This is a genomic window from Sphingobacteriales bacterium (assembly GCA_016711285.1).
Lineage (GTDB): Bacteria > Bacteroidota > Bacteroidia > Chitinophagales > UBA2359 > JADJTG01.
The window spans coordinates 13,630-36,504 of sequence record JADJTG010000001.1 but is presented as its reverse complement, the minus strand read 5'-3'; the positions used below and the strand labels follow the sequence as shown (position 1 = coordinate 36,504).

Genomic DNA, 22,875 nt, shown 5'->3' with positions numbered 1-22,875 from the left:
CCGCGCCTTGTTATCGTATGACATCAATGTATCGGAACTGAAAGCAGGCTCCAATAAATTATCGGGTACTCCTGAATTATCATTTGTACATATTGGCGGTTTCCGTCAGCGCAGCGAGCGTTTATATTGTCCTCGTTTTTAGCAATTACACAGCTATTTTGTATCAAAAGCAGTGCGTGAAACACCAATTTTATTCAAAAACGATAAATGGCATTAGGTAATTTTTTGTTAAAAAACTCCTTATGGCAACAGATTGATATTGAATAACTTTTTGCGATAGGCAGTATGATAAACCCATGAAGTTTCAAGAGCTTTATGGGTTTTTTATATAAAAGAGGTTGCCTAAAAAGCAACCTCTTGTAAAGGAGTGGTTATGGTCTCGGCGTTTCAAATTATACAAGTATAATTTTACTTTCGCTTCTTCTTTTCACTTTACACAGTATTGTTAATACTCGTCAAAATTGGTTTGAAAAAACAATTTTGATCACCCTTTAGTTCCTTTACAACGTAATAATTTCAGAATTATTGTACCACTAATTTTGGAAAACAGATTTTCCGTTAGAAAGTGTCAATTTTACGAAGTAAATACCTTCTGCACAGATGATACATCTAACACCATTTGTAATTGAGAAGGCATCTTCTCCATCTATTACACTCAATACGGTTCTTCCTTGTACGTCAATTACTTCTACCAAAGCTTTGTAAGCTACATCGCTGCTGTTGTTGTAATTGAGTGTCACTGATTCTGAAGTTGGGTTCGGAGCCATATTCGCAGAACAAATCACTTGCCGGGCGTAATAGTAGCTTTTTTGCTTAAATGAACTTTATTGTAGTTAGTACCCGCCGCTTTAATGGCAGCCACTTCATTGGTGGTAGGTGCAGGTGCCGCATTAAAGCAGGTGTTGGCTGCAAGGGCAAGATATACGCTTTGAATACCGAAGTTCCGGCAGCCGTAGCCCTGCAAGAAGCTGGGTTTCAAATCAACAAGTTTTCTGCCGCATAAATAACAGTATTAGAAGCAATTTGTAATGGTATTGGTAGCAGTAATAACCCAGCTTGTTCGGTAGAGTTGGTATTGGTTACGTTGGTAGTAACAGCGAGGTTGGCAGCCAAACAATTGGCACCGGTAACGGTGGTATTTAGTGTAAAAGAAGCTTTTGTGCTTTCACCCGATATGACTACCCAGTAATCACCGGCGGCAAGCAGTTTATTCAGGTGCTACCGCACGACTGACCTTCCACCACATGAGCGTCCATCAAGTCACCTTTGTAAGTGATAGTGCTGTTATCCAAAGGGTTAGTAGTTGTTTTATCGGGGCATACCACACTAGACAACAAAGAGATATTATAATTTTGCGCTACGCTGGAGCCGCTGATAGATAAAAAGCTACATTGTTTTCGGTAGCGGTAAAAGGTGCTGTAAAACTTGAACCACGCCGAAGTTCCGCGGTAGGGCAAGGAGCCGTACCTCCTGAATAGTTGCCCGCCTGTGGAAACCACCATTTCCGCAAATTCGCACAAACATTTAGTAGCACTGGCGGTTTTGGTAGTTCCAGCTCCGGCGAGGGTCATAATAGTCGGGTCGCCGCACAAAAATCCGGGTGCATATTCTGACACTTCAAAAGCGAAGGTGCCGGTTTGGGTAGCATCGTATGTTTCAGCCTGTATCCAAAGTGCAATATCCGTTAATTCACAGATAGGCTGTCCTTGTTGTTGCAAAGAAGTTAATAATCCCGACAAAGAAGGAATACTACCCGGCGGCAAATACAAGTGATTATTGTTGATGCTGTCTTTATCACCGCAATAAATGTTGGTTACTAAGAAATCGCTGCTTTGGGTGGGAGCAGGGTTCAAGCAGTCGATATCCAAATTAATGGTACACCAACCAAAAATAGGGTCTTCTGCTTTTCCGTCCACTTCTGCGTGGATAGCGATAGTAGGCGGGTTGTTGGTATACCCCGGATAGCTATGAAAACCCACTACCACCGAACCATCATAACTCGGAATAACATTGGCAGGGTGCGTAGATAATTTTACATACACATCGTGGTTTACCGTGCCTACACCGCAACTGGGTGATTGCTGAGGCGAACCCCACACATTGCCCACATTGCTGATAGTAAGTTTGCTACACGAGTTCACATAGCCCTCAATGGGCGGTGCCGTATTGCAATTATTAGAGCCTCCTACGTTGACGGTGTTTTGTGTACATTGCGCTTGCAATTGCCACGCACTCAACAACAGAGAGCAACAAAGCAAAATTTTTTTCATGTAATTAAAATAATTTTAGGATTGTTTAAAGAATAGAAATTAGCGTTTTTGCTGTTATTTATCATAAAATATCACAAATGTAAAAATAAATATTTTTATTTATAAAAATCAAAAAAAGGAATTGAAGAAAGCAAAATACAATGATATCACAGGTAAATGAAGGCAATAAAATGATGGATATAGAATAAAAAAGCGTAAAATTTTTTATAAACAGAAGAGCATAAATTTTTTTCAATATCAAAAATGGTGTATCTTACAAACACACACAAGGTACAACTCAGACAAACAGCCATTGAATAAAATTTTTTTATATTGATACTATTCTTCTTTTTAATCACAGATATAAAAAACTAAAAAAATCAACTTATCATTCAAACATGTCAGTACAGAATTTTACATTAAAAAGCGACACCCTGCAAGGTCAGGCAACCGAGCGCGAATGTTATAGCGGCTGCGGCGGGCGCAATGAGTCGCCGCAATTGAGTTGGAGTGGTGCACCTGAAGGCACGAAGAGTTTTGCGGTATTCGTACACGACCCCGATGCGCCGACCTCTTCGGGTTGGTGGCATTGGCTCTTGTTTGATATTCCGCGCATATCAGCGAGTTGTCCGCCGGCTCTAGGTGTTGCAGACAGCACAATGCCGCCCGCAGGTGCCATTCAAAGCCTCAACGATTTCGGAAATTGCCGCTACGATGGACCCTGCCCGCCGAAAGGGCACGGTATTCATCAATACAACATTACGATATATGCTTTAGATGTAGCCACTTTAGGCTTAGATAAAAACACATTGCCAGGCGGCGGTAGCATTTACGATGTACACACACGTTTTAGCAAAATCCACTTTGGTATTTTATCACCGCCGCGATTAAAAAATTATTTTTCTATTGCACGCGGCGACCTTTCCATTCGTAGCGTTTCCAGTTGCCTGCCCAACCTGCCCATACAATATAAATGATGTGCAGCAATTGGGCAGGTAAAAAATACGCATCAAATCGCCGCGCCCAAAAAAAGAAACGGCTTCTTTAAGAAAAAAATAATCGGCAATAATTTTTACAAATATCTGAAATATCCATACCCAGCACCACCGAATATCAAAAAGAGCCACAAGTGGCAAAAACAACAAACTCACATTGAGCAGATACACCCCCAGCAAAATGCTTTTTATTTTCCAGTCGTTGTATTGGTGGCTCTTGGAAGCCCAGCGAATACGCTGTTGTAAAAAATCTTTCCAAGTGGGGCAGGCAGCTGTGGTGACGATAGCGGCGGTATTTTTTAAAAAAGAAATACCTTGCGGATAATATGCTGCTATTTTCTGAATGAGCAACAAATCATCGCCGGAGGCTACGGTATCAATTTGGTCGAAGCCGCCCACTTCATAAAACACCGCTTTTCGTAGCTCAAATTAGCTCCATTTCCCATCAGCGAAAGTCGTTTGTGCAGCGATGCACCCGTGATGAGCATCATTCCGCAAAATCCAAACTTTGAAACCGTTGAAAAAAACTTTGCTCGCCCTCGAAAGCCACCGGAGCCGTGAGCAGGCGATAAGGATTAGTGTGATATTGGTGAGCAATGCTGCGCAACCAAAGGGGCGGTGTCGTACAATCGGCATCGGTGCACACAATAAGCGGGTGGCGGGCTTGTGCAATACCGTAAGCGATAGCCGCTTTTTGTAAGAGTTGATGTTTTTCCTTGTAAATATGCCGCTAAATCCAGCTTGCACCTGCGGCAGCCGAGGTTTTTCACCAAAAGGGCGGTGTCATCTTCGGAGTGGTCGTCCACAATAATTATTTCAAACAAAGCGGCGGGATAGTGTTGTGCGACAATGCTGCGCACACAATTTTCAATATTGGCGGCTTCGTTGCGAGCCGAATGATGACGCTGATACCTACTTGATGGCACAAAATCTTGCGGTACGCTGCTCTTGGGCAATTGCCGCCAAGCACGCACCTACACCCGCATCAGCACAAAATAAGCCACGGCGAGCGAGCAGAGCAAAACTTTTACCGACAATATGATCATCATTATTTTTCCCAAAAAAACATTCAAAGCACAAAAATAGTAGCTTTGGCGGTGTTTTGTTCAAGAATTTGTTATTGCTTCCAAGTCGTTCAGATGATGAATAAGATAAAAGTATGCAAATCAAAATGTTGAATGAATAAGGGCAATATATCTTCGCGGACAACCACTATAATATGCCTCTCGTGCAAAAGTGGCGGCGGGTGCTGAAATTGATGCAACAGCGGTTGAGCCGCCGCATAGAAACCCTCACGGCGCAATTCCAATTTTCCTAATTCATCTATAATAATGTAGCGGTAAGATAGGTGTAGTGCGGCATTTTCCAAAAATACGGTTGGCGCGTTCAAAGGCTTTTTGGTAAAAAGAAAATTTACCTACTTTTACGAGGTTGGCAGTGTCGGGCTGCAGACATTGCGCCTGAAAATAAATTTTTGCCGCAATATCGTACATCAAACGGCAATCGTGTACGTCCGGCATCAATATGCCCGCCACATCGCGGCGTGGGGCGCACCAATTCCACAATTCGGTGGTTTTGCCGCTGAACAGCACGCGAAAAAATAAAAATCGCCATAAAACTTACTATTTTTGCAAGCGGTTGAGCAATATTTTTTTAAAATAAAATTTTTTTAAAACACCTTACAAACAGCAATGAGGAAAGGTACATATTTTTTATTGTTTTTGATGATAATGACTTGCTTGTTTTCTTGCAAAAACGACAAGGGCGACAGCAGCAGCAGTGCAGGTCAGGAGGTAGTGTGGGCAAAACGCACCCATTTTAAAGTAGAATTCAATTCGCCGGACGAAGAAATAGAAACGATAGCGATGAAAGACCGCGAACTGATGGATATTATATTGGAGGCGGTAGAAAAAGGCGAGCGCAAGGCGTATGATTTTACGGCTTATGAGTTGCTGAGTGAAGAGAAAATCGCAGATATTTTTGTCAAACACGACACGATTTTGGTTGCCGACCCTGTAACGGAAAAAGAGGTGATGAAGCCGATAGAAAATCCGCTCAACCGCCCCGAAGTAAAAAAATTCCGTGTAAAGCAGGAATGGTATTTTGACAAGAAAAATTTTAAAATGAACAGCAAAATTATAGCAATGGCTCCGGTGGAGTCTATTTATAATTCAGATGGTTCATTTCGCGGTGATTTGCCTTTATTTTGGGTATATTTTGAGGGCGAGCCGCAAATTGCCAAAAAGCCGTAGTATTTTTCGGTGTTTTTTTTATTACTCCTGCACTACAATATTCGGTGTAGTGACGGTATTGCTGCGGTGTTTGGCGCGGTCTTCTATATATATGCTGTATGTTGCATTTTGCAGGGTGCTGCCGTCCGTGATGAGGGTGTGTTTAAGTACCACATCTAATTGTCCTTGAATGGGCACCGATGCAGGCGACAACTGCTGAATACGGTACGGATATGTAATACCGATGCGTTCGTCTGTGAGAAATAAGTTTTCGGCATCGGCATTATTTTCGCCCAAATCACCATCGGCATCTTTATAAGCAATGGTAAAAACAATGCTGTCTTTGAATGCTTTTACTGAAAGAGGCTGCGTGCCAATCAATTCAATTTCCGGTATTTCGGTAAATCCCAAATCGGCATCTTCCTGTTTGCAGCCCACTGCAAGCATTATAATGCCCCACAGCAAAAAAACATGACCATATTAATAATTTGGTCGTTTTCCAGCACAAAAGGTTCATTTTCCTGTGGGCGGTTGTTGCTCACCAAATTGCCATCGAGGTCGTAGGCATCATAACCATAAATGCCGACATTTATATCAGGACGCACGGCTACATCGCCGTTTATGTCTTTAGCTCCATTCAAAATCCATTCGTTGATATGACGCATTTCGGTAGCATTGAGTGGGGGTGCGTAGCGCGGCATACGCCCGAGTACCTCATCATCGGTGAGCAGCCGCTCGTGCAGCCAACTTGCTGCCGTATCGTAAGGCACTACACGAAAGCGAAATTCATAATCACCGTTATTTTTTATCACCTCCTGATACACCAACGTATTATAGGTTGATTCTACAGTGCGGAAATCCGCTCAAAAACGCCGCCATGACAACTCGGAATGGCGCATTTCGGCTGAAAAATCTGTTGGTGCAGGGCAGTAATATCGGAGGAGTCGAGCGAAGTGTAGGGTATTTGGCTACTATCCGAAGGCACTTGACTGATATTATTGAAAGGATTATCGGGATCGGGTGTTTCTTTTCCGCAGGATAAGGTCAATATCAATACCATTGCCGATATAAATGCTTGATAAAATTGATAATTTCTCATAATTGCAATTTTTTATTGGGTATAAAAGAAGCGCATCTTTGAGCGGAAAAATATATTATTTGAACGCGGCATATAAAGGAGTGCCATTTAAAAATCCACCGGGAATATCTTGATAAAAACCCAAAATATGAGCAATAGTAGGCACAATATCAATACTTTCACCTTGTATGGCATTGATGATATTGTTTTGATACACTTTATCAGAAGGACCTGCTACCATACAAAATATTTCGTTGCTGCCATCATCGCCGCCGTGGTCAATGGCATAACGCCCATACTCATCAACGATAGAGTTGGCTTCCCAGTCTCTGCCGTGTTCGGGAGCAATGATTAAGATGGTGTCGTTTGCCATTTCGGGTATGGATTGAATGGTTTGCCAAAGATGTGCAGCGGCATAATCGGCTTTTTGGAGATTATTGCAATATTGCGAAAAATTTCGGTGGCACACATCAGTTTCGGTCATATTTACCACACACAATTCCGGCTTAAAAGTGCGCAACACCTCTTCGGCGAGCATTACATTATACATGTCGCCATTCATTAAAGCATTTGGCAAGCCCCAGGATTCGTAATATTGACCCGTTTTTCCTTTTTGAATAAGCTGGCTCAAAAAAGCTTCAATGCGGGTTTTATTTTCGGGCGTATTACTAAAATAAGTATCTGCGGCGATAGAAGAGGCGTTGAGGGGGTTTTCAAAGTTATTATTTAAAAAAGTGCGCAGTTTGTTGGTTTTCAGTTGTTCAGATGAAGAAAAAGTTTTGCATACATCAATAGCTTCGTAGTTGTACAGCACATAGTTGGGCGAAATGAAGTTGGCACCGAAACTACTGCCATAGTTGGCATCGCTGCTGTGGGCGAGTTTTTCGTTTTCGCCGATGCCGTTGGATACCCACCACGTTTGCAAAGCGGAGGTGGCGGGGCTGCTGTGTTTGCGATAGTATTCCGGATAAAGTAGGGCGGCGGGTGTATTCGCTGAAACTAAAATCGGTTTCATTGACATAAGCTCCGGTCATTGCCACAGTATTGCTTGGTAGTGCCCCCGCCAAGGGCTGTTGTAGCGAAAATTTTTAAACAAGGTTGCCTTTTGCTGAAGGGGCTGCGGGAGCAAAGTATTCAAGGGCTGCACAGCATCAACAATATCGGCGTTGATAGCTTCATTACCGGCGAGTAAATTGGGCATCAGATTGCCTTCGGCTTTTTGTACCGACTCTATATTTCGGATACCTCCGGCAAAGAGGCAAAACACCACATGGTTGGCGATGCGGCTGCCGGTGGCGGCAAATAACCTGCCCGTAGGCAAAATATAGGGAACGCAAGCGCAGCAGTAGAAGCCAAAACGCTTTTTTTAACAAAATTACGGCGGTTCATACTTTATCAGTTTTTCTTTAATGTATTAAAAAAAGCGATATTCTTCGGAGGTCAAAAAAGTATAATAAATAAGCGAAGGCGTAATATCGGCATCTTTGCCAATAGCATCGTTCCAGTACCATTTTTCCATTTCGGTGGGCTTGCGGTGATAAAATTTTTGATAAGTATTTTCTACAAAAACGGGAATATTGAGCCGCATCTCAAAATCGGAAGGCAAAGGAGCATTATCACGTTTCAGGAAATCGCGAATGAGCATATCCGTCACCAAATCTTTATCGCCGATAGCGGCGTAGGTAAAAGCGGTTTGTTGCAATTCGGCGTTGTCAATGGGCTTATCAAACAAATCCGAATAAGCCAGGTGATAAATTCCAATTCTTTTTTATAATTGTTTTTATCAATAGTGCTTAAAGACACTTGCTCTTTATTGACCTCATATACCACCAATTTTTCTTGTTGGCAGGCGGCAGCGAGCAGCACTACGGCAGTCATCAACGACAGCAATTTGTACGACAGAGGTTTCATATTCCGAGATATTCGTTGCTTAATAAAATAGTTTTCAGGAGGGCTTCGCGGTCGAGGTTGGATTGGTAGGATTGCAGCAGGGGCAGCAACTCTTCGTTGGCAGGCTCGCGAAATAAATACTTTTGGTATAAACTGCGCACTTGTGCTATAAAATAGGCATCGGAGTTGAAAAATATTTGCAATAATTCATCAAAAGAAGTTCCTGATTGCAAAAACAACACACTTTGATAGCCGAAAAATATAGAGCCTCCGGCATCTGCTTCTTTCTCGGTGGCGAGTCGTTTCAAAAAATATTCAAAAACGCTGTTAATCCAGTCTTTTCCGAAGCCTTTGGAAAAAAAGAAAATACGCGTACTCACCAAGCGGCGGTGGAGTTCTATGATGTTGATATTTCCTTTGGTGTAGTCGTCAAGGGCATCGCGGAGCAAATAGAGGCGTTGAAGTTCCTTTTGATTTTCAATGAGCACCTCCGACAAATCGGGGTTATTGATTTCGGATTCCACTTCTGCTATATGATAGGCGATTTCGTCGGCGGTGGCATTATTGAGGAGTTGGTTATTCTCTTGCCGATATTGCCACAAGCGATAATCGGGGTGAGCAAACAGCAAATCAATAACAGCTTCACGGTCGGCAACAGAGCAGTTATTGCGGTTGAGTATTTCAAATACGGTGGTGTACTCTATGTCGCTGGGTTTTCTGCCCAAGAGCAGCAAAATGTTTTTGAAATAAAATTATCTTTTATTTCATTGGATATAGTATAATCTTCAGGAGCATTGTTGTCGCCAACTACTGCTATTTCTGTTTTGGTGCAAGATAAAGTGAACAGCAATAGAGTGCCGCACAAAATAAGTATCAAATATTTACCCATAGTTATAATAAATTATGGTTTTTAAAAATACCCCAACATTAACTTAAAAATAAAAAATATTGCATATAAAAATCAAAAATTAATACATCAGTCTGTGAGTATAATATTAGCAATAATAACGATACAAATACAAGATAAAATAAACTTTTTTTATTATTGTATAAATATAGACAGTAAAAAAAACAATAAGAGCATTTGTAATTGAGATTGGCTTATTGGGTGGGCTTAAAATGCTTGATATGTCGAGGTATTACAACAAAGTAACACTATTATGGGCGTTTTTAAAAACAGCCATCTTAACTTTGTATCGTTTTTATTTATCATCATCAAGTTACAAAAGCCGCTGATTAATTTTAAACAAAAACAGCTTTAAAAGTCTTGTATATTTATATTTTTTTGTAAGATTTATGCGTCCTCATCACAGAAATCAACTCGGTTTTTTGCTCATTACTGCACTGATAATTATTGTTATTCAGGTATTGTTGGGAGCTATCACACGGCTCACCGGCTCTGGTTTGTCCATTACACGTTGGGATATTGTTACGGGCACACTGCCGCCACTCAATGCCACCGCTTGGAATGAGACTTTTGTGCTGTATCAGCAATCGCCGCAATACAAACTACTCAACAGCACCATGAGCCTCGCCGACTTCAAATTTATATTTTTTGGGAGTGGCTGCACCGTTTATGGGGGCGCATCGGGTTTATATTTTTGTTGGGCGTATTTTCTTTTTTTGCTGCCACCCGCCGCTTAGACCGTCAAAATATGCGGCGTTTTGTGTGGCTGCTGTTGTTGTATGCCGCACAGGGTTTATTGGGGTGGCTGATGGTAAAAAGCGGTTTGTCCGAAAATCCTTATGTAAGTCATTATCGCCTTACGGCGCATTTGCTGGCGGCTTTGTCGTTGTTTGCTTTTATGCTGTGGTGGGTGGTGGAGTTGTTGCTGAACAATGACGACAAGTCGCAACAAAAAATAAATGCTCCCGCCCTGCGCCGCCTCGCTTGGGGGCTGAGTGCTTTGATACTGCTGCAAATTATTTTTGGCGGTTTTATGTCGGGGCTGAAAGCGGCGGGTTGGTATGCCACCTGGCCACAGATGAACGGGCAATGGATACCGGATAATTTGTTGCGCGAAGACCTTTCTTTTTTCTCAAATTTTGGCGAAAACCGCACCACCATTCAATTTACACACCGCATATTAGGATATTTGGTATTTATTGCTACGCTGTGGTATTATATAAAGGTACGCCACCTGCGCGGCAACGTGTATTTTGAAAAATGGATACATGCTTTGCCTTTGATAGTGTCGGTACAGGTGTTGCTGGGCATTATTACTTTGCTCACGGCTTCCGGCGACCGTGTGTCGGTGCTGTGGGGGGTGTTGCATCAGGCGGGCGGGCTTACTTTGCTCAATATGATGTTGTTTTTAAATTTTCAATATCGCAGCAAGCCGCAATAAAATGATAAATATTTTATTTTCAATGATTTATATTGTTGATTTTTATTGATATTTTTTTTATTAGACGTAATAATATTTGTGATATGTTTTGGAATATCGGTTCATTGCCTTTGCGTTCTGCTACAACTCCGCTTTGTTTGCAGGCTGCTACCTTGCGGCATGTTTCTGTCATTTTTGCCTTAGTGCAAGAAAATCGCGAGTATTTGCGCACTTGGCTGCCTTGGGTAGATGCCAACCAAAAACCCGCCGACACCTACCGTTTTTTGAAAAACGCCCGCAACAGCACTTTATCTGACGACCGAAAAGACATTTTTGAAATCCGCTACGAAAACCAATTGGTAGGTTTGATAGATTTACACGACTACAATCTCCCGCAACAATCGGTGGCTATCGGGTATTGGTTGGCGGAGGCGTGGCAGGGCAGAGGTATTGTAAGCAATGCTTGCACTTTGCTCATCGGCTACGCTTTTAAAAAGGATAAAAACTTAGAAAAAGTATTCATTCGTTGTGCGCTGGGCAACCTGAAAAGTCGCCATGTGCCGGAGCGTTTGGGCTTTGAATACATCGGTTTTGATACAGAGAAACATATCATCAACGGCAGAGAACATACGATGGGAGTATATTGTATGGAAAGGAAAAACTGGAAAAAAAACGATACATGATAGGTAAGTTTTGTTGCATTAAGCAATAAACCCCAAAAAAGTATAATTTTTGGGATACAAAAATTAAAAACAACATCAAAGAAAAAAAAGCATCTGTAATTGTACAGAGCAGGAGATTTTTTTTAAAATATACATGGCTTTTTTGAAAAAACCTTAAAAAGAAAAACGTATCCTAACCGAGTACACCAAAAATAGAGCCTTAATTTGGGTTGAATATTTATTTAAAACTTCATTTTTTGTATTCTGATAGCATTCGCAATAGCCAACAGAGCCACGCCCACATCAGCAAAAACAGCCTCCCACATGGTTGCTATACCCCCCGCACCTAATATTAAAACGATAAACTTAACAGCAAAAGCCATTGATATATTTTGCCAAACGATACGTTTTGTAGCTTTTCCTATTTCAATTGCCATAGGAATTTTGGAGGGTCTATCATCTTGAATCACGATATCGGCTGTTTCTATGGTTGCATCGCTGCCTAAACCGCCCATCGCAATACCGACATCACTTAATGCTATAACGGGAGCATCATTTACACCATCGCCAACAAAGGCAACCTGCTCATTTTGGGCTTTAATTTCTTTAACCTTATCAACTTTATCTTCGGGCAATAGTTCACCAAAAGCCTGATGTATATTGAGTTGCGATGCTACTGCTTGCACCACAGCGGTTTTGTCGCCACTCAGCATCATTATTTTTACGCCAAAGCGATGCAGTTTTTTCACAGCTTCGGCAGCATCATCTTTGATGGTATCGGCAACGGTGAGGTAGCCTATAAATACTTGGTTGTAGGCTATGGCAATAAGCGTAAAAGGTATTTGATACAATTTTTGCGGAAAAACAACAGCGTGCTTGTTGAGCAATTTGAGGTTGCCCACTAAAATTTCTTTTCCTTCCAGCGTAGCTTTTAAACCTTGCCCTGCAATTTCTTCTATATTTTCAAAGTGGATATCGGAATTTACGGCACCTACATACTCGTGTACGGCACTTGCCACCGGATGCGTACTGTGGCTTTCCAAAGCATTGACCCAATCTAAAATTTCAGTTTTGTTGTAGTCGGAATTGATAACAACTTCCTGTACCTTAAACACTCCCTCAGTAAGCGTACCCGTTTTGTCCATAACAACCTGCTTTATATTGGCCATTATATCCAAAAAATTGCTGACTTTGAACAAAATACCCTTTCTACTCGCAGCACCAATGCCGCCAAAATAACCCAGCGGAATAGAAATAACTAAGGCACAAGGGCACGAAATGACTAAAAATATCAGGGCACGATAGAGCCAATCTCTAAAATGATAATCGCTGACGAAAAACGAAGGCACAAGACAAATCAAAACAGCTAAGAGCACGACAATAGGCGTATAATATTTGGCAAACTTTCGGATAAACAATTCGGTTGGTGCTTTTTGAGAACTTGCGTTTTGCACTAATTCCAAAATTTTTGAGAGCTTGCTGTCTTTATAAGCCTTAGTTGCTTTTATGAGTGCAACTGTATTCAGATTTATCATTCCTGCCAATACCGTTTCGCCTTTTTGTTTGGTATCGGGTTGGCTCTCTCCTGTCAATGCGGCGGTATTAAAAGAGGCATTTTCAGAAAGCAGCTCGCCGTCTAACGCCAATTTTTCGCCGGCTTTGAGTTGTATAATATCGCCGATGGATACATTTTCAGCTTTGATACTGATAGGCGCATTATTTCGCAAAATAGTTACTTGGTCAGGTCTTTGGTCTAACAATGCCTTGATATTGCCTTTGGCGCGTTTTACAGCGAGTGTTTGAAACAACTCTCCAATTGCATAAAACAACATAACCGCCACACCTTCGGGATATTGTCCAATTGCAAAAGCACCTGTGGTGGCAATGACCATTAAAATAAATTCTGAAAAAATTTCGCCTTTTGCAAGGCTTTCAAACATTGATTTAATCACCGGAAATCCCACCGGCATATAAGCCAAAATATACCACAACAAACGTACCTGCCCTGTAAAAAAGGCAGGTTGGAGAAAATGATCAAAATAAACAGCCAATAGAAGCAAAAAGAGACTGCCGGCGGCAGGAAAAAACAACTGAATAATATTGTTTTTGGCAATGTGGTGTTGATGGTCGTGATCTTCTTCTCCGCCCTGCTGCTCTTCAATTAATTCTTGAGCGTTGGAATAAATTTTATCTTCAAGTGTACAACAAAGTTGTTTGCCGTCTTTATCGTATAGATGTTGGTGTTGTTGCATTTTGTTTTTTTTGTTGTAGCACCAAAAATACCGCAAAATTAAGATGTTGTGATAGGTGTATTGCCACTCTTTGAGACTTTACACAATCACAATATTAAGTACGCACACAAAAAAATCAAAGCAAACAGGATATAAAAAGGTACAATAATACCAAGCAAAAAAGAATCTTAAAAACGCAATCAAAAAATTATATAATATAATTAAAATATAAATTTCAAGGTATTTTTAAAATAAAACACCTGTTTTTTTTAAGAAAAAGCTCAATATTTAGGGGCAATACGGAAAATAAATGCTACCGGGGCTGGGGGCAAAATTCAAACCGCCGGTGATGCTGCCGCAGGCGATTTCGTCTAATCCGGCGGCTTCAAAAGCAGTAACACTTACCGTTTCGCTGTAGCGTGCTCCAAATAATCCGTAGCCGTTGCTTATATTGGTGTAGTTGGGCTTAAAGTCGCCGCCGTTTAAGCTGGATTGTGCTGCCAAAGCAATATCTTGAAAATTTTTCACATTATCGGTAGCGGTGTACATCGTAAAATTCATCGCTTTTAGTTGGCGATACACCGCCTCATTAGGTTGCATATTGGCAGCGATATAATTCATAAAATCTTCGGTGGTCAGTTGAGAATATTGTCGGCGAGTGCCGCCGGAAATTGCCGGAAATTCCTCTTTGGGGCGGCTTCTGAACAAATCCCACCGCAAAGTATCTATTTTCACCTGAGTAGGGTCGGCGATAAGTGTTTCGGAATACACAATATCGAGTATCAAATCATAAATAGCACCATTGTTGGCAGGGTTAAATTCAACTGCAATTTTGCGGTCGGGGCTAGTTCCTGTGGGCAGGGTAAGGTTGATGCTGGCGCTCGTTTTGGGCTGATGAATAAGGTATCTGAAAGTCTGACCGGGTGTTTGCGGCACATACGCCAATGGCGTAACCGCCTCTATCAAATTGCCACCGTCGGTAATAATTTTGAGTTTATAAGCGTGCGTACCCACCAAGCTATCAGCTCCGGCGGTATTGGTTTTATATAAAAAGAAAGGCTCATTGGCAAAAATACCCGCTTCTTTGCTCAAACCCTCATCGGCAGCATTCACTTTTTCAAAAGTATAAGTACGCACCACATTGCCCTGTACAGCAATAGAGCCATCTTCTTCATTGACCGTATAATTGGCGTATTCCTCTAAAGTAACGAGCGCATTTTTAAAATACAAAGAATCGGGGATAGCTGCCACTTCCAAAGCACCCGTATTTTTGTCCAAAAATGCTTTATTGATACGAATATATTGTACGTCTTTGGTTTGGTCGAGCAAGCCATATACAATGGTGTTTTCCTGCCAGTCGGCATTGACATCAAAGTCAGTGGAGCAAGCCGAAAAATATAAAACAATGACAAAAGAGCAGATAAATGCTATATTTTTGTATATCATAAAGCCAAAGTTACAAGAAAAGCCACTATCTTTATCATTCATACTTGTTTTTTTAAAAAAATGACGTTTTTATGACATCTTTTATAAAAAACAAAAAGACACGATATTTTTTTGTACAACTCAAAAAAACACAATACAATGAACAAAAAATTATTTTTTTTCCTTTTCATTTTTTCCTGTTTTGCCATTTTTAATGTAGGCTGTGGCAAAGACGATGACGATAATACCTCTACGACTACGCTCAACAATCAACTGACAGCCAAAGTAAACGGCACGGCTTGGAGCAGCAATACCACCGGCTATTCAGTGAGCATCAGCACCACCGCCAAAACAGTGACCATACAAACAGAAGGAGCCAACGACACACAAATTTATTTATTGGCAAAGAAAATACAGACGGCACACACAGTTTGTTGGCAGCCTCCTACACCGAAGGGGCGAGTGCCTGCACAGCTACTACGCCCATCAGTGGCAGCATCAGCATCACGCGCAAAACCACCGGCAAAGATGTAGCGGGTACTTTTAATTTTTCGGCACCTTGCAATAGCGGCACTGTGAGGGTCACAGAAGGAAAATTTGATTTGAAAAATTAAAATATCAACGTTTAACAATAATTGCAACCTATAAAATACCGAAGTATTTTATAGGTTTTTTTGTGGCGGAAATTTTAAAAAAATCTATAAAAAACAAAAAGCACGATTTGTAAAAAAATACAAACCGTGCCTTATTCATCTGCCATTGAGAGGTCGGAAGCGGATTCGAACCGCTGTAGCAGCTTTTGCAGAGCTGAGCCTAGCCACTCGGCCATCCGACCCTCTTCTTGATAGAAAAGTGGTACAAAGATAGTATGTTTTAATTATCTGCAAAAAAAATTTTTTCTAATTCCACAAAACTTTGGGCTACCACACCACCCAAAGGCGGGTTGAGTTTGGCGAGGCGCAGCCGAATTGATTGTACGGCGGGCAGTTCGCGGGCAACGGCTTCTACAATGCGATGCGCCACCTGCTCAATCAAAAGCGACCTGATCCGCATTTCGCGGGCACAAATTCCATACAGCGACTCATAATTTACAGTATCGGCTAATACATCGCTGCCTGCATCGGCAATATCCGCAGAAACACAAATACTTACTTCAAACCAGTTGCCCAATATTTGTTCTGCTTCATACACGCCATGATAAGCATAAAAACGCGCTTTTTCCAAACCGATGGAATATTTCATAAATGCCGATAATGATAAAATTAAAGATAAGAAATTTTAAAATGCCAAACTGCAAAAATAAACCGATTGAATTATCAAAAATACTATAATAAAAAGGCAGGTTGTAAAATTATAAAAAGGCAAAAATAAAATGGCTTTGTTTTGACAACGTAAGACATGTTTGTTTTTTTATTATAAATACATAACAAATGTTATTTATTTTGCAACATCTGAAGAATATTATTGTTGGACATATAAATAAAATATATCACACACAACAACGATAGGTGCAGTTTTATTGGAGTAAAAACTTATTTTACGAAAATTTACAAGTCAATTAAATACATAGTTTATTCCTAAACAATTTACAGAATACAAAAGTATGAAGCGTTATTTTTATTTGACAATGGTTTGTTGGATTTGCCTGACGGCAACCGTCACTGCCAAAGATTGGGTAGCTGCGGGCAGCGATACACCGCAAAACGCCAACATTGAGTTGCTTGCCACCGATGCCAATAGCAGCACCCTTCAAGTGCATATAGATGGTTTTTATTTGGAAGCAATACAAACACCGCAAGGCATTCAATACAGCGTGAGCATAGGTGAAAGCACTCCTATTCTGAAAAAAGGCTGTCCCGATTTGCCCAAACTCGCCACCTCTTTGCTCATTCCCGACCTCGCCGATATGGAGGTAGAGATATTGGGCAGTGCCTACATAGATTACGAAAACATCAGTATTGCCCCTCCAAAGGAAATTTGCTGCGCACCCAAAATCCGGCAGAAGTGCCTTTGGAATACAACGAAATCGTATATAATACAGATGCGTTTTATCCGGCTGCAAATGCCGCTTTGCAAACGCCCTACATTATGCGCGATTTTCGTGGACAAACCTTAATCATTTATCCTTTTCAATATAATCCGCAAACTAAAACCCTGCGCGTTTATACCGACCTTACTTTACAGATAAACAATATGGGCGGTATCGGTGAAAATCCTTTGTACCGCAACAAAACATTCACCGCCGAATACGAATACAACGAAATTTATAGCCGCCATTTTATCAATTATAAAAAAGACGACCGATACACACCCGTAGGCGAAGACGGCGATATGCTCATTATTGCACACGATGAATATGCAGCAGCGATGCAACCCTTTATGGATTGGAAAACGCGCAGAGGTATTCGCACTGAATTGGTATTAATGAGCCAAATAGGTACAAATGCTAACCAACTGAAAACATTTGTACAAAATTACTACAACACACACAATCTCACCTATTTGTTATTGGTGGGCGATGCCGAGCAAGTACCTACTGTTTTTACAACCAACGGCGGCGAATCTGATGTGAGCTACGGCTATTTGGCAGGAAATGACCACTATCCCGAAATTTTTGTAGGGAGATTTTCGGCAGAAAACATACAACATGTACAAACACAAGTACAAAAAGTATTGGATTATGAAATTCACGCCACCGAAAACGATAATTTCTACAAAAGTGTTTGTTCCATTGCTTCGGCGGAGGGACCCGGCGATGATAATGAAATGGATTACGAACACGCCCGCAATATGGCGAATAAGTTGCTAACTTATACCTATACTGAATCTATAGAAATGTACGATGGTACGCAGGGCGGCAACGATGCTTCCGGCAACCCTACGGCACAAATGGCGGTGAATGTATTGGAAGATGGAGCAGGTATTATTTTGTATGCTGGTCACGGCTGGGAAGAGGGCTGTGCCACCAGTGGAATATCTTCCAACGAAGTGGAGAGCATGAGCAATGTAGGAAAGCTACCTTTCTTTTGGTCAGTGGCTTGCGTAAATGGTGATTTTAGCGGAAAAACCTGCTTTGCCGAAGCGTGGTTGCGTGCTACCAACGGCGGCAAGCCAAGCGGAGCCATCGCTACTTTGATGAGTACCATCAACCAAGCGTGGAATCCGCCGATGGAAGGACAGGACGAAATGGTAAATATTTTGATAGAAAGCTACGAAAACAATAAAGTTCGCTCTTTCGGAGCTATTTCGTACAATGGCTGTATGCAGATGAATGATGTGTATGGCAGCGACGGCGATGAAATGACTGATGCCTGGACTTGCTTCGGCGACCCTTCTTTTATGGTACGCACCGATACCCCTTCGCCGATTATAGCTTCGCACGATGCAGCGATATTTTTGGGCAGTACTTCGTTCAGCGTGGTGTGCGATGCCGAAGGCGCATTGGTAGTATTGACTTTGGGCAACCAGATTATCGGCAAAGCCAAAGTAGAAGGCGGCGTTGCCAATTTTACATTTGACCCGATTACTGATGTGAATACATTTGACATCACCATCACCGGCTTTAACAAAATACCATATCAGGGAGAAGTAATGTCGATGGTAGCGGAAGGAGCTTTTGTTACCACCGAAGGCAAAACCGTAGCCGACCTCAGCGGCAACAACAACGGTGCGGCAGATTACGACGAAAGTATAAGCCTGCACTATACATTGACCAACTTGGGAGTTGCTGCTGCAACGGGCGTATCGGCAGTGTTGAGTACCACCGATGAATACATCGCCATCACTGACGACAATCACACTTGGGGCGATATAGCTCCCGAAGCCGTAAGCCTTCAAAATGATGCTTTTGCTTTCACGGTAGATTATTTTGTTCCCGACCAACACACCGTTATTTTTGATTTAACCGTTACGGACAGCGAAGGACACTCGTGGGTATCGCACCCCACTTTGCAGCTCAATGCCCCCAAATTACAAATCCTTGATTTTACTGCCGAAGAAAAAAGCGGCGATGGAGATGGAAAAATAGAAGCGGGTGAAATAATGACCGTTCATATCAACAACAACAACAAAGGACACGCAAATATGGGCAATGCCGTTGCCGCTATCAGCAGCGATGACAACTTTGTCATTATATCCCAAAACACCCAAAACATAGCAGCTTTAAATATAGAAACACCGATTCAAAGTTCTTTTGATGTTCAGATTTTGCCCACAGTAGCCGAAAACGATATATTTCATTTTACTTATACTTTGGCTCAAAATGATGAATACGGACTTACAAAAGATTTTGAAATGCTCGTGAATATAAGAGCCGAAGATTTTGAAAGCGGCGATTATACAACTTACCCTTGGACGGTAGCCAATAATTATCCTTGGACAATTGATAATACTCAAAAATACGAAGGTACTTATTCGAGCAAATCGGGCAGCATTGATGGCGGACAAAAAAGCATATTGGAAATTACAATGACGGCATCAGAAAACGGCATTATCAGCTTTTATAAAAAAGTATCTTCTGAACAGGACTGGGACTTTTTGAGGTTTTTTATTGACGGACAGGAGAAAGGTTCTTGGAGTGGCGAAGTAGATTGGTCGCAGGAGAACTATCCGGTAACGGCTGCTGAACATACATTTCGCTGGGAATACGAAAAAGACCCCTATTACAGTGCAGGTGAAGATGCAGCGTGGGTAGATTTTATTATTTTACCAAAATCAAATGATATAGTACAATGTGTCGCAGATGCGGGTATGCTTACTTTCAGCAATGCTGCCATTATTGCCCAAAGCACGCCTATACAAGCAATAAGCATAGGATTTAATGAGGACAATGTGCAGGTATATACTTTATTAGATGAGCAAAACAATATTGTTGATTTCAATCTTTCCGGTCAATTTGAAGTAGCAACATTAGGTACTTATCATGTAGCTGTACTCAATTATCCGGCTACTGCCAATATTGAAAATCTTACCATAGGCGCATCTATCCAATCTGTTACGGCTTCTTGCTATGATTTATACGTCAGCGAATACTTGATAGAAGTAGTACCCGATGAAGTGATAGGTATAGCAGAAGAAAAAGAAAATATACATTTGCAACTTGCACCAAATCCGGCACAAGACTTTATTTATTTGACTCTTGCCAATAATATGCCGCAACAAAGTAAAGAGCAGTTTGTGGCTATATACGATGCACAAGGCAAGCAAGTACAACAACAAGCAATACTTGTTGTGGCGGGCGGTATGCAGCAAACGTTCACTATTGATATAGCACATTTACCAAGTGGCATTTATACCTTGCAATTGCAAAATGATGCCGCAATCATAAAAGGCAGTGGTACTGTTTTTATCAAAAATTAAAATTGAACTTGTAAAAGATATTTTATCATACATCAAATTTTTTATAAGTAGCGCAGGAAGCAATTCTTGCGCTACTTTTTTTATATGCCAACCCAAAATATATTTTTTGCGATTAAAATACGCCACTAATACACAACTATAATTGTATTTTTTTCGTCTTGCTGTAAAAAAATGCTTATGCAGCAGGATCCATCTGTTCCACTTTCTATCCATCAAAAGGTATATATTTTCTTATTGGCAGCTTTGTTGTTCGGTGTATATTATTCGCGGGCAGTTATTTCTATCGGTACAGTATTGATGTTTGTATATGCGATTTTTGGAATAAGGGGTACAGTAGTAGAAAAATTGAAGCGATTTTACAACAACCGTACTTGGTTTTTTTTTTCGGGAATATTATTAGTATATATCGTATCGGGCTTATTGATTTCCGAAAATTTTGAAGCGGGTTTGGAGCAGGTGCGTATTCGTCTGCCTTTTTTGTTCGTTCCTTTTGCCATATCCTTGCTGCCGCGCTTGCCGCTTCGTTATTTATATGGGCTTTTGGTGTGGTTTTTGGCGATTTCTTTAGTATCTACACTTCCTGTTATTATTTATTATATCCAGCATTATCAACATATCCACACTATTTATTCACAGGGCAGCATTATTCCTACACCTATTATCTATGTGCGATACAGTTGGTTTTTAAGCATCGCTTTTATGGTCGCCGTTTATCTGGGCTATAAAAATATCAGACTATGGAAAAAATTTCGCGGCGAAAGGTTGTTGTATGCGTTGGCGGCACTGTATTTATTCGTTTTTATACATTTTTTGGCGGTGCGAAGCGGTATTTTGGGCGTATATGTGGTGTTAGTGGCTTTATTGGGTTTGCTGCTTCGGCAATCCAACACACGCCCTTGGGCATTGGCTATGCTGATATTTTTGTTAATAGCTCCTTTTGCCGCATATTATTGTATGCCTTCTTTTAAAAACAGGGTAAATTATTTGCGCTGGGATATGGAGATGTATCGGCAGCAGGATAAAGAGCATCGCTCTACGGATTATCGCCGCTTGGTATCGTTGGAGATAGGGTGGCGTTTGTTTAAAGAATATCCTTATTTGGGAACGGGAGCGGGCGATTATTGGGAGCAGGCGGTGGCGATATACAAAAGCGATTACGCACACATGGGCGAAAAAGACTGGCTTACGCCGCATAATCAACTGTTGTTGGAATTGTCGGCTACGGGCATTGTTGGAGCAGTGGTATTTATGACGGCATTGTTGTATCCTTTGCTGTATGCTCGTCGCTATCGCCATTTCCTTTTTCTCACTTTTTACCTCATTTTATTTGCCAATTTTATCGGAGAAACCCCCATAGAATTGCAGATAGGGCAGGCGTTTTTTTTGGTATTATTAGCTATTTTGCAGCAAATCAATGATGAAGAAAATAATATTGCCTGAAAAAACGCATATTAAAATATTTTTTTCATTTGATGCGGTTCTATATGAATTAAAATATGCCCGAGATTAGGCATTTCGTGGTGGAGGTGGTCTTTGAGCTGATGCGAAATAAGATGCCCTTCATGTACGCTGATGTCGCCATTGACGATTGCGTGTAAATCAACGTGATATTTCATTCCGGCTTTGCGAATAAAACATTTTTCTGTACCCAACACACCCGTCACCTGCATAGATTTCTCTCTGATTTCGAGGATTAAATCATGATAAAGATGCTCGTCCATAATTTCGCCTAAAGCGGGTCGGAATATCAGAAAGCTGTTGTAAAAAATAAACGCCGCCGCCAACAATGCCGCCCAATCGTCGGCAGCTTCGTAGCCTTTGCCGCCAACAATGGCAATTAATATGCCGCCAAAGGCAGTAACAGAAGTGATGGCATCACTGCGATGATGCCAGGCATCAGCTTTGAGGGAGGAACTGTTTGTTTGGCGGCTTTTTCGGATAACGATTTGAAACGAAATTTCTTTCCAAATAATAATAACAGCCAATACCCAAAGTGTCCATGTTTTTGGAACCTCGTGTGGGGTTTGTATGTGTTGAATACTTTCGTGAGCGATAATAGTGGCAGATATCATCAAAAAAGCCACTACAATAAATGTAATGAGGGGTTCTATTCTTCCGTGTCCGTAGGGGTGATTTTCATCGGCAGGCTTTTGGGCATAGGCAAGTCCCCACCATACCAAAAGAGAAGCAAAAATATCGGTAGTGGATTCAATGGCATCTGCGATGAGGGCGTAGGAATTGCCGAAAATACCAGATAACGCTTTAATAATAGCCAAACTTACATTGCCAAGAATACTGAAATAAGTGGTTTTGATGGCAATTTGCTCGCGACTACTGCTCATATCGTTACAAATACTCCTGCGTTTGCATATTCAAGCAAACAAAAGAAAGAGTATATTTTTTATTTAAAGTATTGTGAAAAAACACAG

General features: G+C 41.3%; 30 protein-coding genes, 1 tRNA gene and 2 pseudogenes. 9 read left to right on the top strand and 24 right to left on the bottom strand.

Translation table 11 applies throughout. The features are described 5' to 3' along the window. The coding region (locus IPL35_00250) for a hypothetical protein (protein ID MBK8441919.1) at positions 1 to 142 on the top strand (142 nt) is incomplete at its 5' end. A 391-nt stretch (positions 143 to 533) separates the two neighbouring features. Here the strand turns inward: IPL35_00250 and IPL35_00245 are convergent. The 4 genes from IPL35_00245 to IPL35_00230 form a co-directional block, all read right to left on the bottom strand. Next, positions 534 to 767 (bottom strand): T9SS type A sorting domain-containing protein, encoded by a 234-nt coding sequence (locus tag IPL35_00245; protein ID MBK8441918.1) that lies wholly within the window; start codon positions 765 to 767, stop codon positions 534 to 536. Between the two features lie 14 nt (positions 768 to 781). Next, a complete protein-coding gene (locus IPL35_00240) occupies positions 782 to 979 on the bottom strand; it encodes a hypothetical protein (protein ID MBK8441917.1) in 198 nt (65 codons plus the stop codon). Then, on the bottom strand, positions 976 to 1,113 hold the full coding sequence (locus tag IPL35_00235) for a hypothetical protein (protein ID MBK8441916.1): 138 nt from the start codon (positions 1,111 to 1,113) through the stop codon (positions 976 to 978). The genes IPL35_00240 and IPL35_00235 overlap by 4 nt, the downstream gene beginning before the upstream one ends. Before the next feature lie 98 nt (positions 1,114 to 1,211). Further along, a complete protein-coding gene (locus IPL35_00230; GenBank protein ID MBK8441915.1) occupies positions 1,212 to 2,270 on the bottom strand; it encodes a hypothetical protein in 1,059 nt (352 codons plus the stop codon). A gap of 377 nt (positions 2,271 to 2,647) precedes the next feature. Here IPL35_00230 and IPL35_00225 point away from each other — a divergent pair. Further along, positions 2,648 to 3,140, top strand: a pseudogene (locus tag IPL35_00225) (YbhB/YbcL family Raf kinase inhibitor-like protein). On the opposite strand, the gene IPL35_00220 reads toward IPL35_00225, so the two are convergent. The 6 genes and pseudogenes from IPL35_00220 to IPL35_00195 form a co-directional block, all read right to left on the bottom strand. Further along, positions 3,137 to 3,655 carry a hypothetical protein gene (locus tag IPL35_00220; GenBank protein ID MBK8441914.1) on the bottom strand — a complete coding sequence of 173 codons (519 nt, stop codon included), beginning with the start codon at positions 3,653 to 3,655 and terminating at the stop codon, positions 3,137 to 3,139. The pseudogene IPL35_00225 and the gene IPL35_00220 overlap by 4 nt on opposite strands. Positions 3,656 to 3,731: 76 nt before the next feature. After that, positions 3,732 to 3,968 carry a glycosyltransferase gene (locus IPL35_00215; protein ID MBK8441913.1) on the bottom strand — a complete coding sequence of 79 codons (237 nt, stop codon included), beginning with the start codon at positions 3,966 to 3,968 and terminating at the stop codon, positions 3,732 to 3,734. Between the two features lie 55 nt (positions 3,969 to 4,023). Next, positions 4,024 to 4,170, bottom strand: a pseudogene (locus IPL35_00210) (glycosyltransferase). After that, complete coding sequence (locus IPL35_00205) at positions 4,157 to 4,354, bottom strand: hypothetical protein (protein MBK8441912.1); 198 nt, start codon at positions 4,352 to 4,354, stop codon at positions 4,157 to 4,159. Before IPL35_00205 ends, IPL35_00210 begins: the two are co-directional and overlap by 14 nt. Positions 4,355 to 4,379: 25 nt before the next feature. Beyond that, on the bottom strand, positions 4,380 to 4,553 hold the full coding sequence (locus IPL35_00200) for a hypothetical protein (GenBank protein ID MBK8441911.1): 174 nt from the start codon (positions 4,551 to 4,553) through the stop codon (positions 4,380 to 4,382). Between the two features lie 10 nt (positions 4,554 to 4,563). Beyond that, on the bottom strand, positions 4,564 to 4,836 hold the full coding sequence (locus tag IPL35_00195; protein MBK8441910.1) for a hypothetical protein: 273 nt from the start codon (positions 4,834 to 4,836) through the stop codon (positions 4,564 to 4,566). 99 nt (positions 4,837 to 4,935) lie between these two features. On the opposite strand from IPL35_00195, the gene IPL35_00190 reads away from it, so the two are divergent. Further along, positions 4,936 to 5,496 (top strand): hypothetical protein, encoded by a 561-nt coding sequence (locus IPL35_00190; GenBank protein MBK8441909.1) that lies wholly within the window; start codon positions 4,936 to 4,938, stop codon positions 5,494 to 5,496. Positions 5,497 to 5,517: 21 nt separating this feature from the next. Here the strand turns inward: IPL35_00190 and IPL35_00185 are convergent, their stop codons facing one another. The 9 genes from IPL35_00185 to IPL35_00145 all read right to left on the bottom strand — a co-directional run bounded on the left by IPL35_00185 (position 5,518) and on the right by IPL35_00145 (position 9,332). Continuing rightward, on the bottom strand, positions 5,518 to 5,940 hold the full coding sequence (locus IPL35_00185) for a hypothetical protein (GenBank protein ID MBK8441908.1): 423 nt from the start codon (positions 5,938 to 5,940) through the stop codon (positions 5,518 to 5,520). After that, the gene (locus tag IPL35_00180) at positions 5,922 to 6,302 is read right to left on the bottom strand and encodes a hypothetical protein (GenBank protein MBK8441907.1); all 381 of its coding nucleotides are present in this window, start codon (positions 6,300 to 6,302) and stop codon (positions 5,922 to 5,924) included. The genes IPL35_00185 and IPL35_00180 overlap by 19 nt, the downstream gene beginning before the upstream one ends. 17 nt (positions 6,303 to 6,319) lie before the next feature. After that, positions 6,320 to 6,574 carry a hypothetical protein gene (locus IPL35_00175; protein MBK8441906.1) on the bottom strand — a complete coding sequence of 85 codons (255 nt, stop codon included), beginning with the start codon at positions 6,572 to 6,574 and terminating at the stop codon, positions 6,320 to 6,322. A 55-nt stretch (positions 6,575 to 6,629) separates the two neighbouring features. Continuing rightward, positions 6,630 to 7,568 carry a hypothetical protein gene (locus IPL35_00170; protein ID MBK8441905.1) on the bottom strand — a complete coding sequence of 313 codons (939 nt, stop codon included), beginning with the start codon at positions 7,566 to 7,568 and terminating at the stop codon, positions 6,630 to 6,632. A gap of 15 nt (positions 7,569 to 7,583) precedes the next feature. Beyond that, positions 7,584 to 7,874: a hypothetical protein gene (locus tag IPL35_00165; protein MBK8441904.1), complete on the bottom strand. Its 291-nt coding sequence runs from the start codon at positions 7,872 to 7,874 to the stop codon at positions 7,584 to 7,586. 93 nt (positions 7,875 to 7,967) lie between these two features. Further along, positions 7,968 to 8,255, bottom strand: a complete 288-nt coding sequence (locus tag IPL35_00160; protein MBK8441903.1) for a hypothetical protein — start codon at positions 8,253 to 8,255, stop codon at positions 7,968 to 7,970. After that, positions 8,204 to 8,464, bottom strand: coding sequence for a hypothetical protein (locus IPL35_00155; protein MBK8441902.1), 261 nt, complete (start codon positions 8,462 to 8,464; stop codon positions 8,204 to 8,206). Before IPL35_00155 ends, IPL35_00160 begins: the two co-directional genes overlap by 52 nt. Next, positions 8,461 to 9,168 (bottom strand): hypothetical protein, encoded by a 708-nt coding sequence (locus IPL35_00150; protein ID MBK8441901.1) that lies wholly within the window; start codon positions 9,166 to 9,168, stop codon positions 8,461 to 8,463. The genes IPL35_00155 and IPL35_00150 overlap by 4 nt, the downstream gene beginning before the upstream one ends. Beyond that, the gene (locus IPL35_00145) at positions 9,144 to 9,332 is read right to left on the bottom strand and encodes a hypothetical protein (protein ID MBK8441900.1); all 189 of its coding nucleotides are present in this window, start codon (positions 9,330 to 9,332) and stop codon (positions 9,144 to 9,146) included. Before IPL35_00145 ends, IPL35_00150 begins: the two co-directional genes overlap by 25 nt. 407 nt (positions 9,333 to 9,739) lie before the next feature. Here IPL35_00145 and IPL35_00140 point away from each other — a divergent pair, with 407 nt between their 5' ends. From IPL35_00140 to IPL35_00130, 3 genes are all read left to right on the top strand, one after another. Next, the gene (locus IPL35_00140; protein MBK8441899.1) at positions 9,740 to 10,087 is read left to right on the top strand and encodes a COX15/CtaA family protein; all 348 of its coding nucleotides are present in this window, start codon (positions 9,740 to 9,742) and stop codon (positions 10,085 to 10,087) included. Beyond that, the gene (locus IPL35_00135) at positions 10,045 to 10,791 is read left to right on the top strand and encodes a COX15/CtaA family protein (protein MBK8441898.1); all 747 of its coding nucleotides are present in this window, start codon (positions 10,045 to 10,047) and stop codon (positions 10,789 to 10,791) included. The genes IPL35_00140 and IPL35_00135 overlap by 43 nt, the downstream gene beginning before the upstream one ends. A gap of 83 nt (positions 10,792 to 10,874) precedes the next feature. Further along, on the top strand, positions 10,875 to 11,453 hold the full coding sequence (locus IPL35_00130; protein ID MBK8441897.1) for a GNAT family N-acetyltransferase: 579 nt from the start codon (positions 10,875 to 10,877) through the stop codon (positions 11,451 to 11,453). 221 nt (positions 11,454 to 11,674) lie between these two features. Here IPL35_00130 and cadA read toward each other — a convergent pair whose 3' ends face one another. Both cadA and IPL35_00120 read right to left on the bottom strand, forming a co-directional pair. Further along, a complete protein-coding gene (cadA, locus tag IPL35_00125) occupies positions 11,675 to 13,684 on the bottom strand; it encodes a cadmium-translocating P-type ATPase (protein ID MBK8441896.1) in 2,010 nt (669 codons plus the stop codon). A 267-nt stretch (positions 13,685 to 13,951) separates the two neighbouring features. Continuing rightward, a complete protein-coding gene (locus IPL35_00120) occupies positions 13,952 to 15,151 on the bottom strand; it encodes a DUF4249 family protein (GenBank protein ID MBK8441895.1) in 1,200 nt (399 codons plus the stop codon). Between the two features lie 96 nt (positions 15,152 to 15,247). Here IPL35_00120 and IPL35_00115 point away from each other — a divergent pair, with 96 nt between their 5' ends. Continuing rightward, positions 15,248 to 15,622 carry a hypothetical protein gene (locus IPL35_00115; protein ID MBK8441894.1) on the top strand — a complete coding sequence of 125 codons (375 nt, stop codon included), beginning with the start codon at positions 15,248 to 15,250 and terminating at the stop codon, positions 15,620 to 15,622. A 230-nt stretch (positions 15,623 to 15,852) separates the two neighbouring features. On the opposite strand, the gene IPL35_00110 is transcribed toward IPL35_00115, so the two are convergent. Together IPL35_00110 and folB are read right to left on the bottom strand one after the other, a co-directional pair. After that, positions 15,853 to 15,923 (bottom strand) — tRNA-Cys (locus IPL35_00110). A 38-nt stretch (positions 15,924 to 15,961) separates the two neighbouring features. Next, entirely contained in the window at positions 15,962 to 16,330 is a 369-nt protein-coding gene (gene folB / locus IPL35_00105; protein MBK8441893.1) for a dihydroneopterin aldolase, read from the bottom strand. Positions 16,331 to 17,065: 735 nt separating this feature from the next. Between folB and IPL35_00100 the strand changes: the two genes are divergently transcribed. Beyond that, on the top strand, positions 17,066 to 20,446 hold the full coding sequence (locus IPL35_00100; GenBank protein ID MBK8441892.1) for a T9SS type A sorting domain-containing protein: 3,381 nt from the start codon (positions 17,066 to 17,068) through the stop codon (positions 20,444 to 20,446). Between the two features lie 171 nt (positions 20,447 to 20,617). Then, on the top strand, positions 20,618 to 21,886 hold the full coding sequence (locus tag IPL35_00095; GenBank protein MBK8441891.1) for an O-antigen ligase family protein: 1,269 nt from the start codon (positions 20,618 to 20,620) through the stop codon (positions 21,884 to 21,886). Between the two features lie 11 nt (positions 21,887 to 21,897). On the opposite strand, the gene IPL35_00090 is transcribed toward IPL35_00095, so the two are convergent. Next, positions 21,898 to 22,788: a cation transporter gene (locus IPL35_00090; GenBank protein ID MBK8441890.1), complete on the bottom strand. Its 891-nt coding sequence runs from the start codon at positions 22,786 to 22,788 to the stop codon at positions 21,898 to 21,900. Positions 22,789 to 22,875 lie beyond the last annotated feature (87 nt).

Coding starts and splice junctions, on each gene's coding strand:
- IPL35_00245 (MBK8441918.1), bottom strand. CDS start 767: ATGGCTCCGAACCCAACTTCAGAATCAGTGACACTCAATTACAACAAC.
- IPL35_00230 (MBK8441915.1), bottom strand. CDS start 2,270: ATGAAAAAAATTTTGCTTTGTTGCTCTCTGTTGTTGAGTGCGTGGCAA.
- IPL35_00190 (MBK8441909.1), top strand. CDS start 4,936: ATGAGGAAAGGTACATATTTTTTATTGTTTTTGATGATAATGACTTGC.
- IPL35_00175 (MBK8441906.1), bottom strand. CDS start 6,574: ATGAGAAATTATCAATTTTATCAAGCATTTATATCGGCAATGGTATTG.
- IPL35_00170 (MBK8441905.1), bottom strand. CDS start 7,568: ATGAAACCGATTTTAGTTTCAGCGAATACACCCGCCGCCCTACTTTAT.
- IPL35_00155 (MBK8441902.1), bottom strand. CDS start 8,464: ATGAAACCTCTGTCGTACAAATTGCTGTCGTTGATGACTGCCGTAGTG.
- IPL35_00145 (MBK8441900.1), bottom strand. CDS start 9,332: ATGGGTAAATATTTGATACTTATTTTGTGCGGCACTCTATTGCTGTTC.
- IPL35_00140 (MBK8441899.1), top strand. CDS start 9,740: ATGCGTCCTCATCACAGAAATCAACTCGGTTTTTTGCTCATTACTGCA.
- IPL35_00130 (MBK8441897.1), top strand. CDS start 10,875: ATGTTTTGGAATATCGGTTCATTGCCTTTGCGTTCTGCTACAACTCCG.
- cadA (MBK8441896.1), bottom strand. CDS start 13,684: ATGCAACAACACCAACATCTATACGATAAAGACGGCAAACAACTTTGT.
- IPL35_00120 (MBK8441895.1), bottom strand. CDS start 15,151: ATGAATGATAAAGATAGTGGCTTTTCTTGTAACTTTGGCTTTATGATA.
- IPL35_00115 (MBK8441894.1), top strand. CDS start 15,248: ATGAACAAAAAATTATTTTTTTTCCTTTTCATTTTTTCCTGTTTTGCC.
- folB (MBK8441893.1), bottom strand. CDS start 16,330: ATGAAATATTCCATCGGTTTGGAAAAAGCGCGTTTTTATGCTTATCAT.
- IPL35_00095 (MBK8441891.1), top strand. CDS start 20,618: ATGCTTATGCAGCAGGATCCATCTGTTCCACTTTCTATCCATCAAAAG.
- IPL35_00090 (MBK8441890.1), bottom strand. CDS start 22,788: ATGAGCAGTAGTCGCGAGCAAATTGCCATCAAAACCACTTATTTCAGT.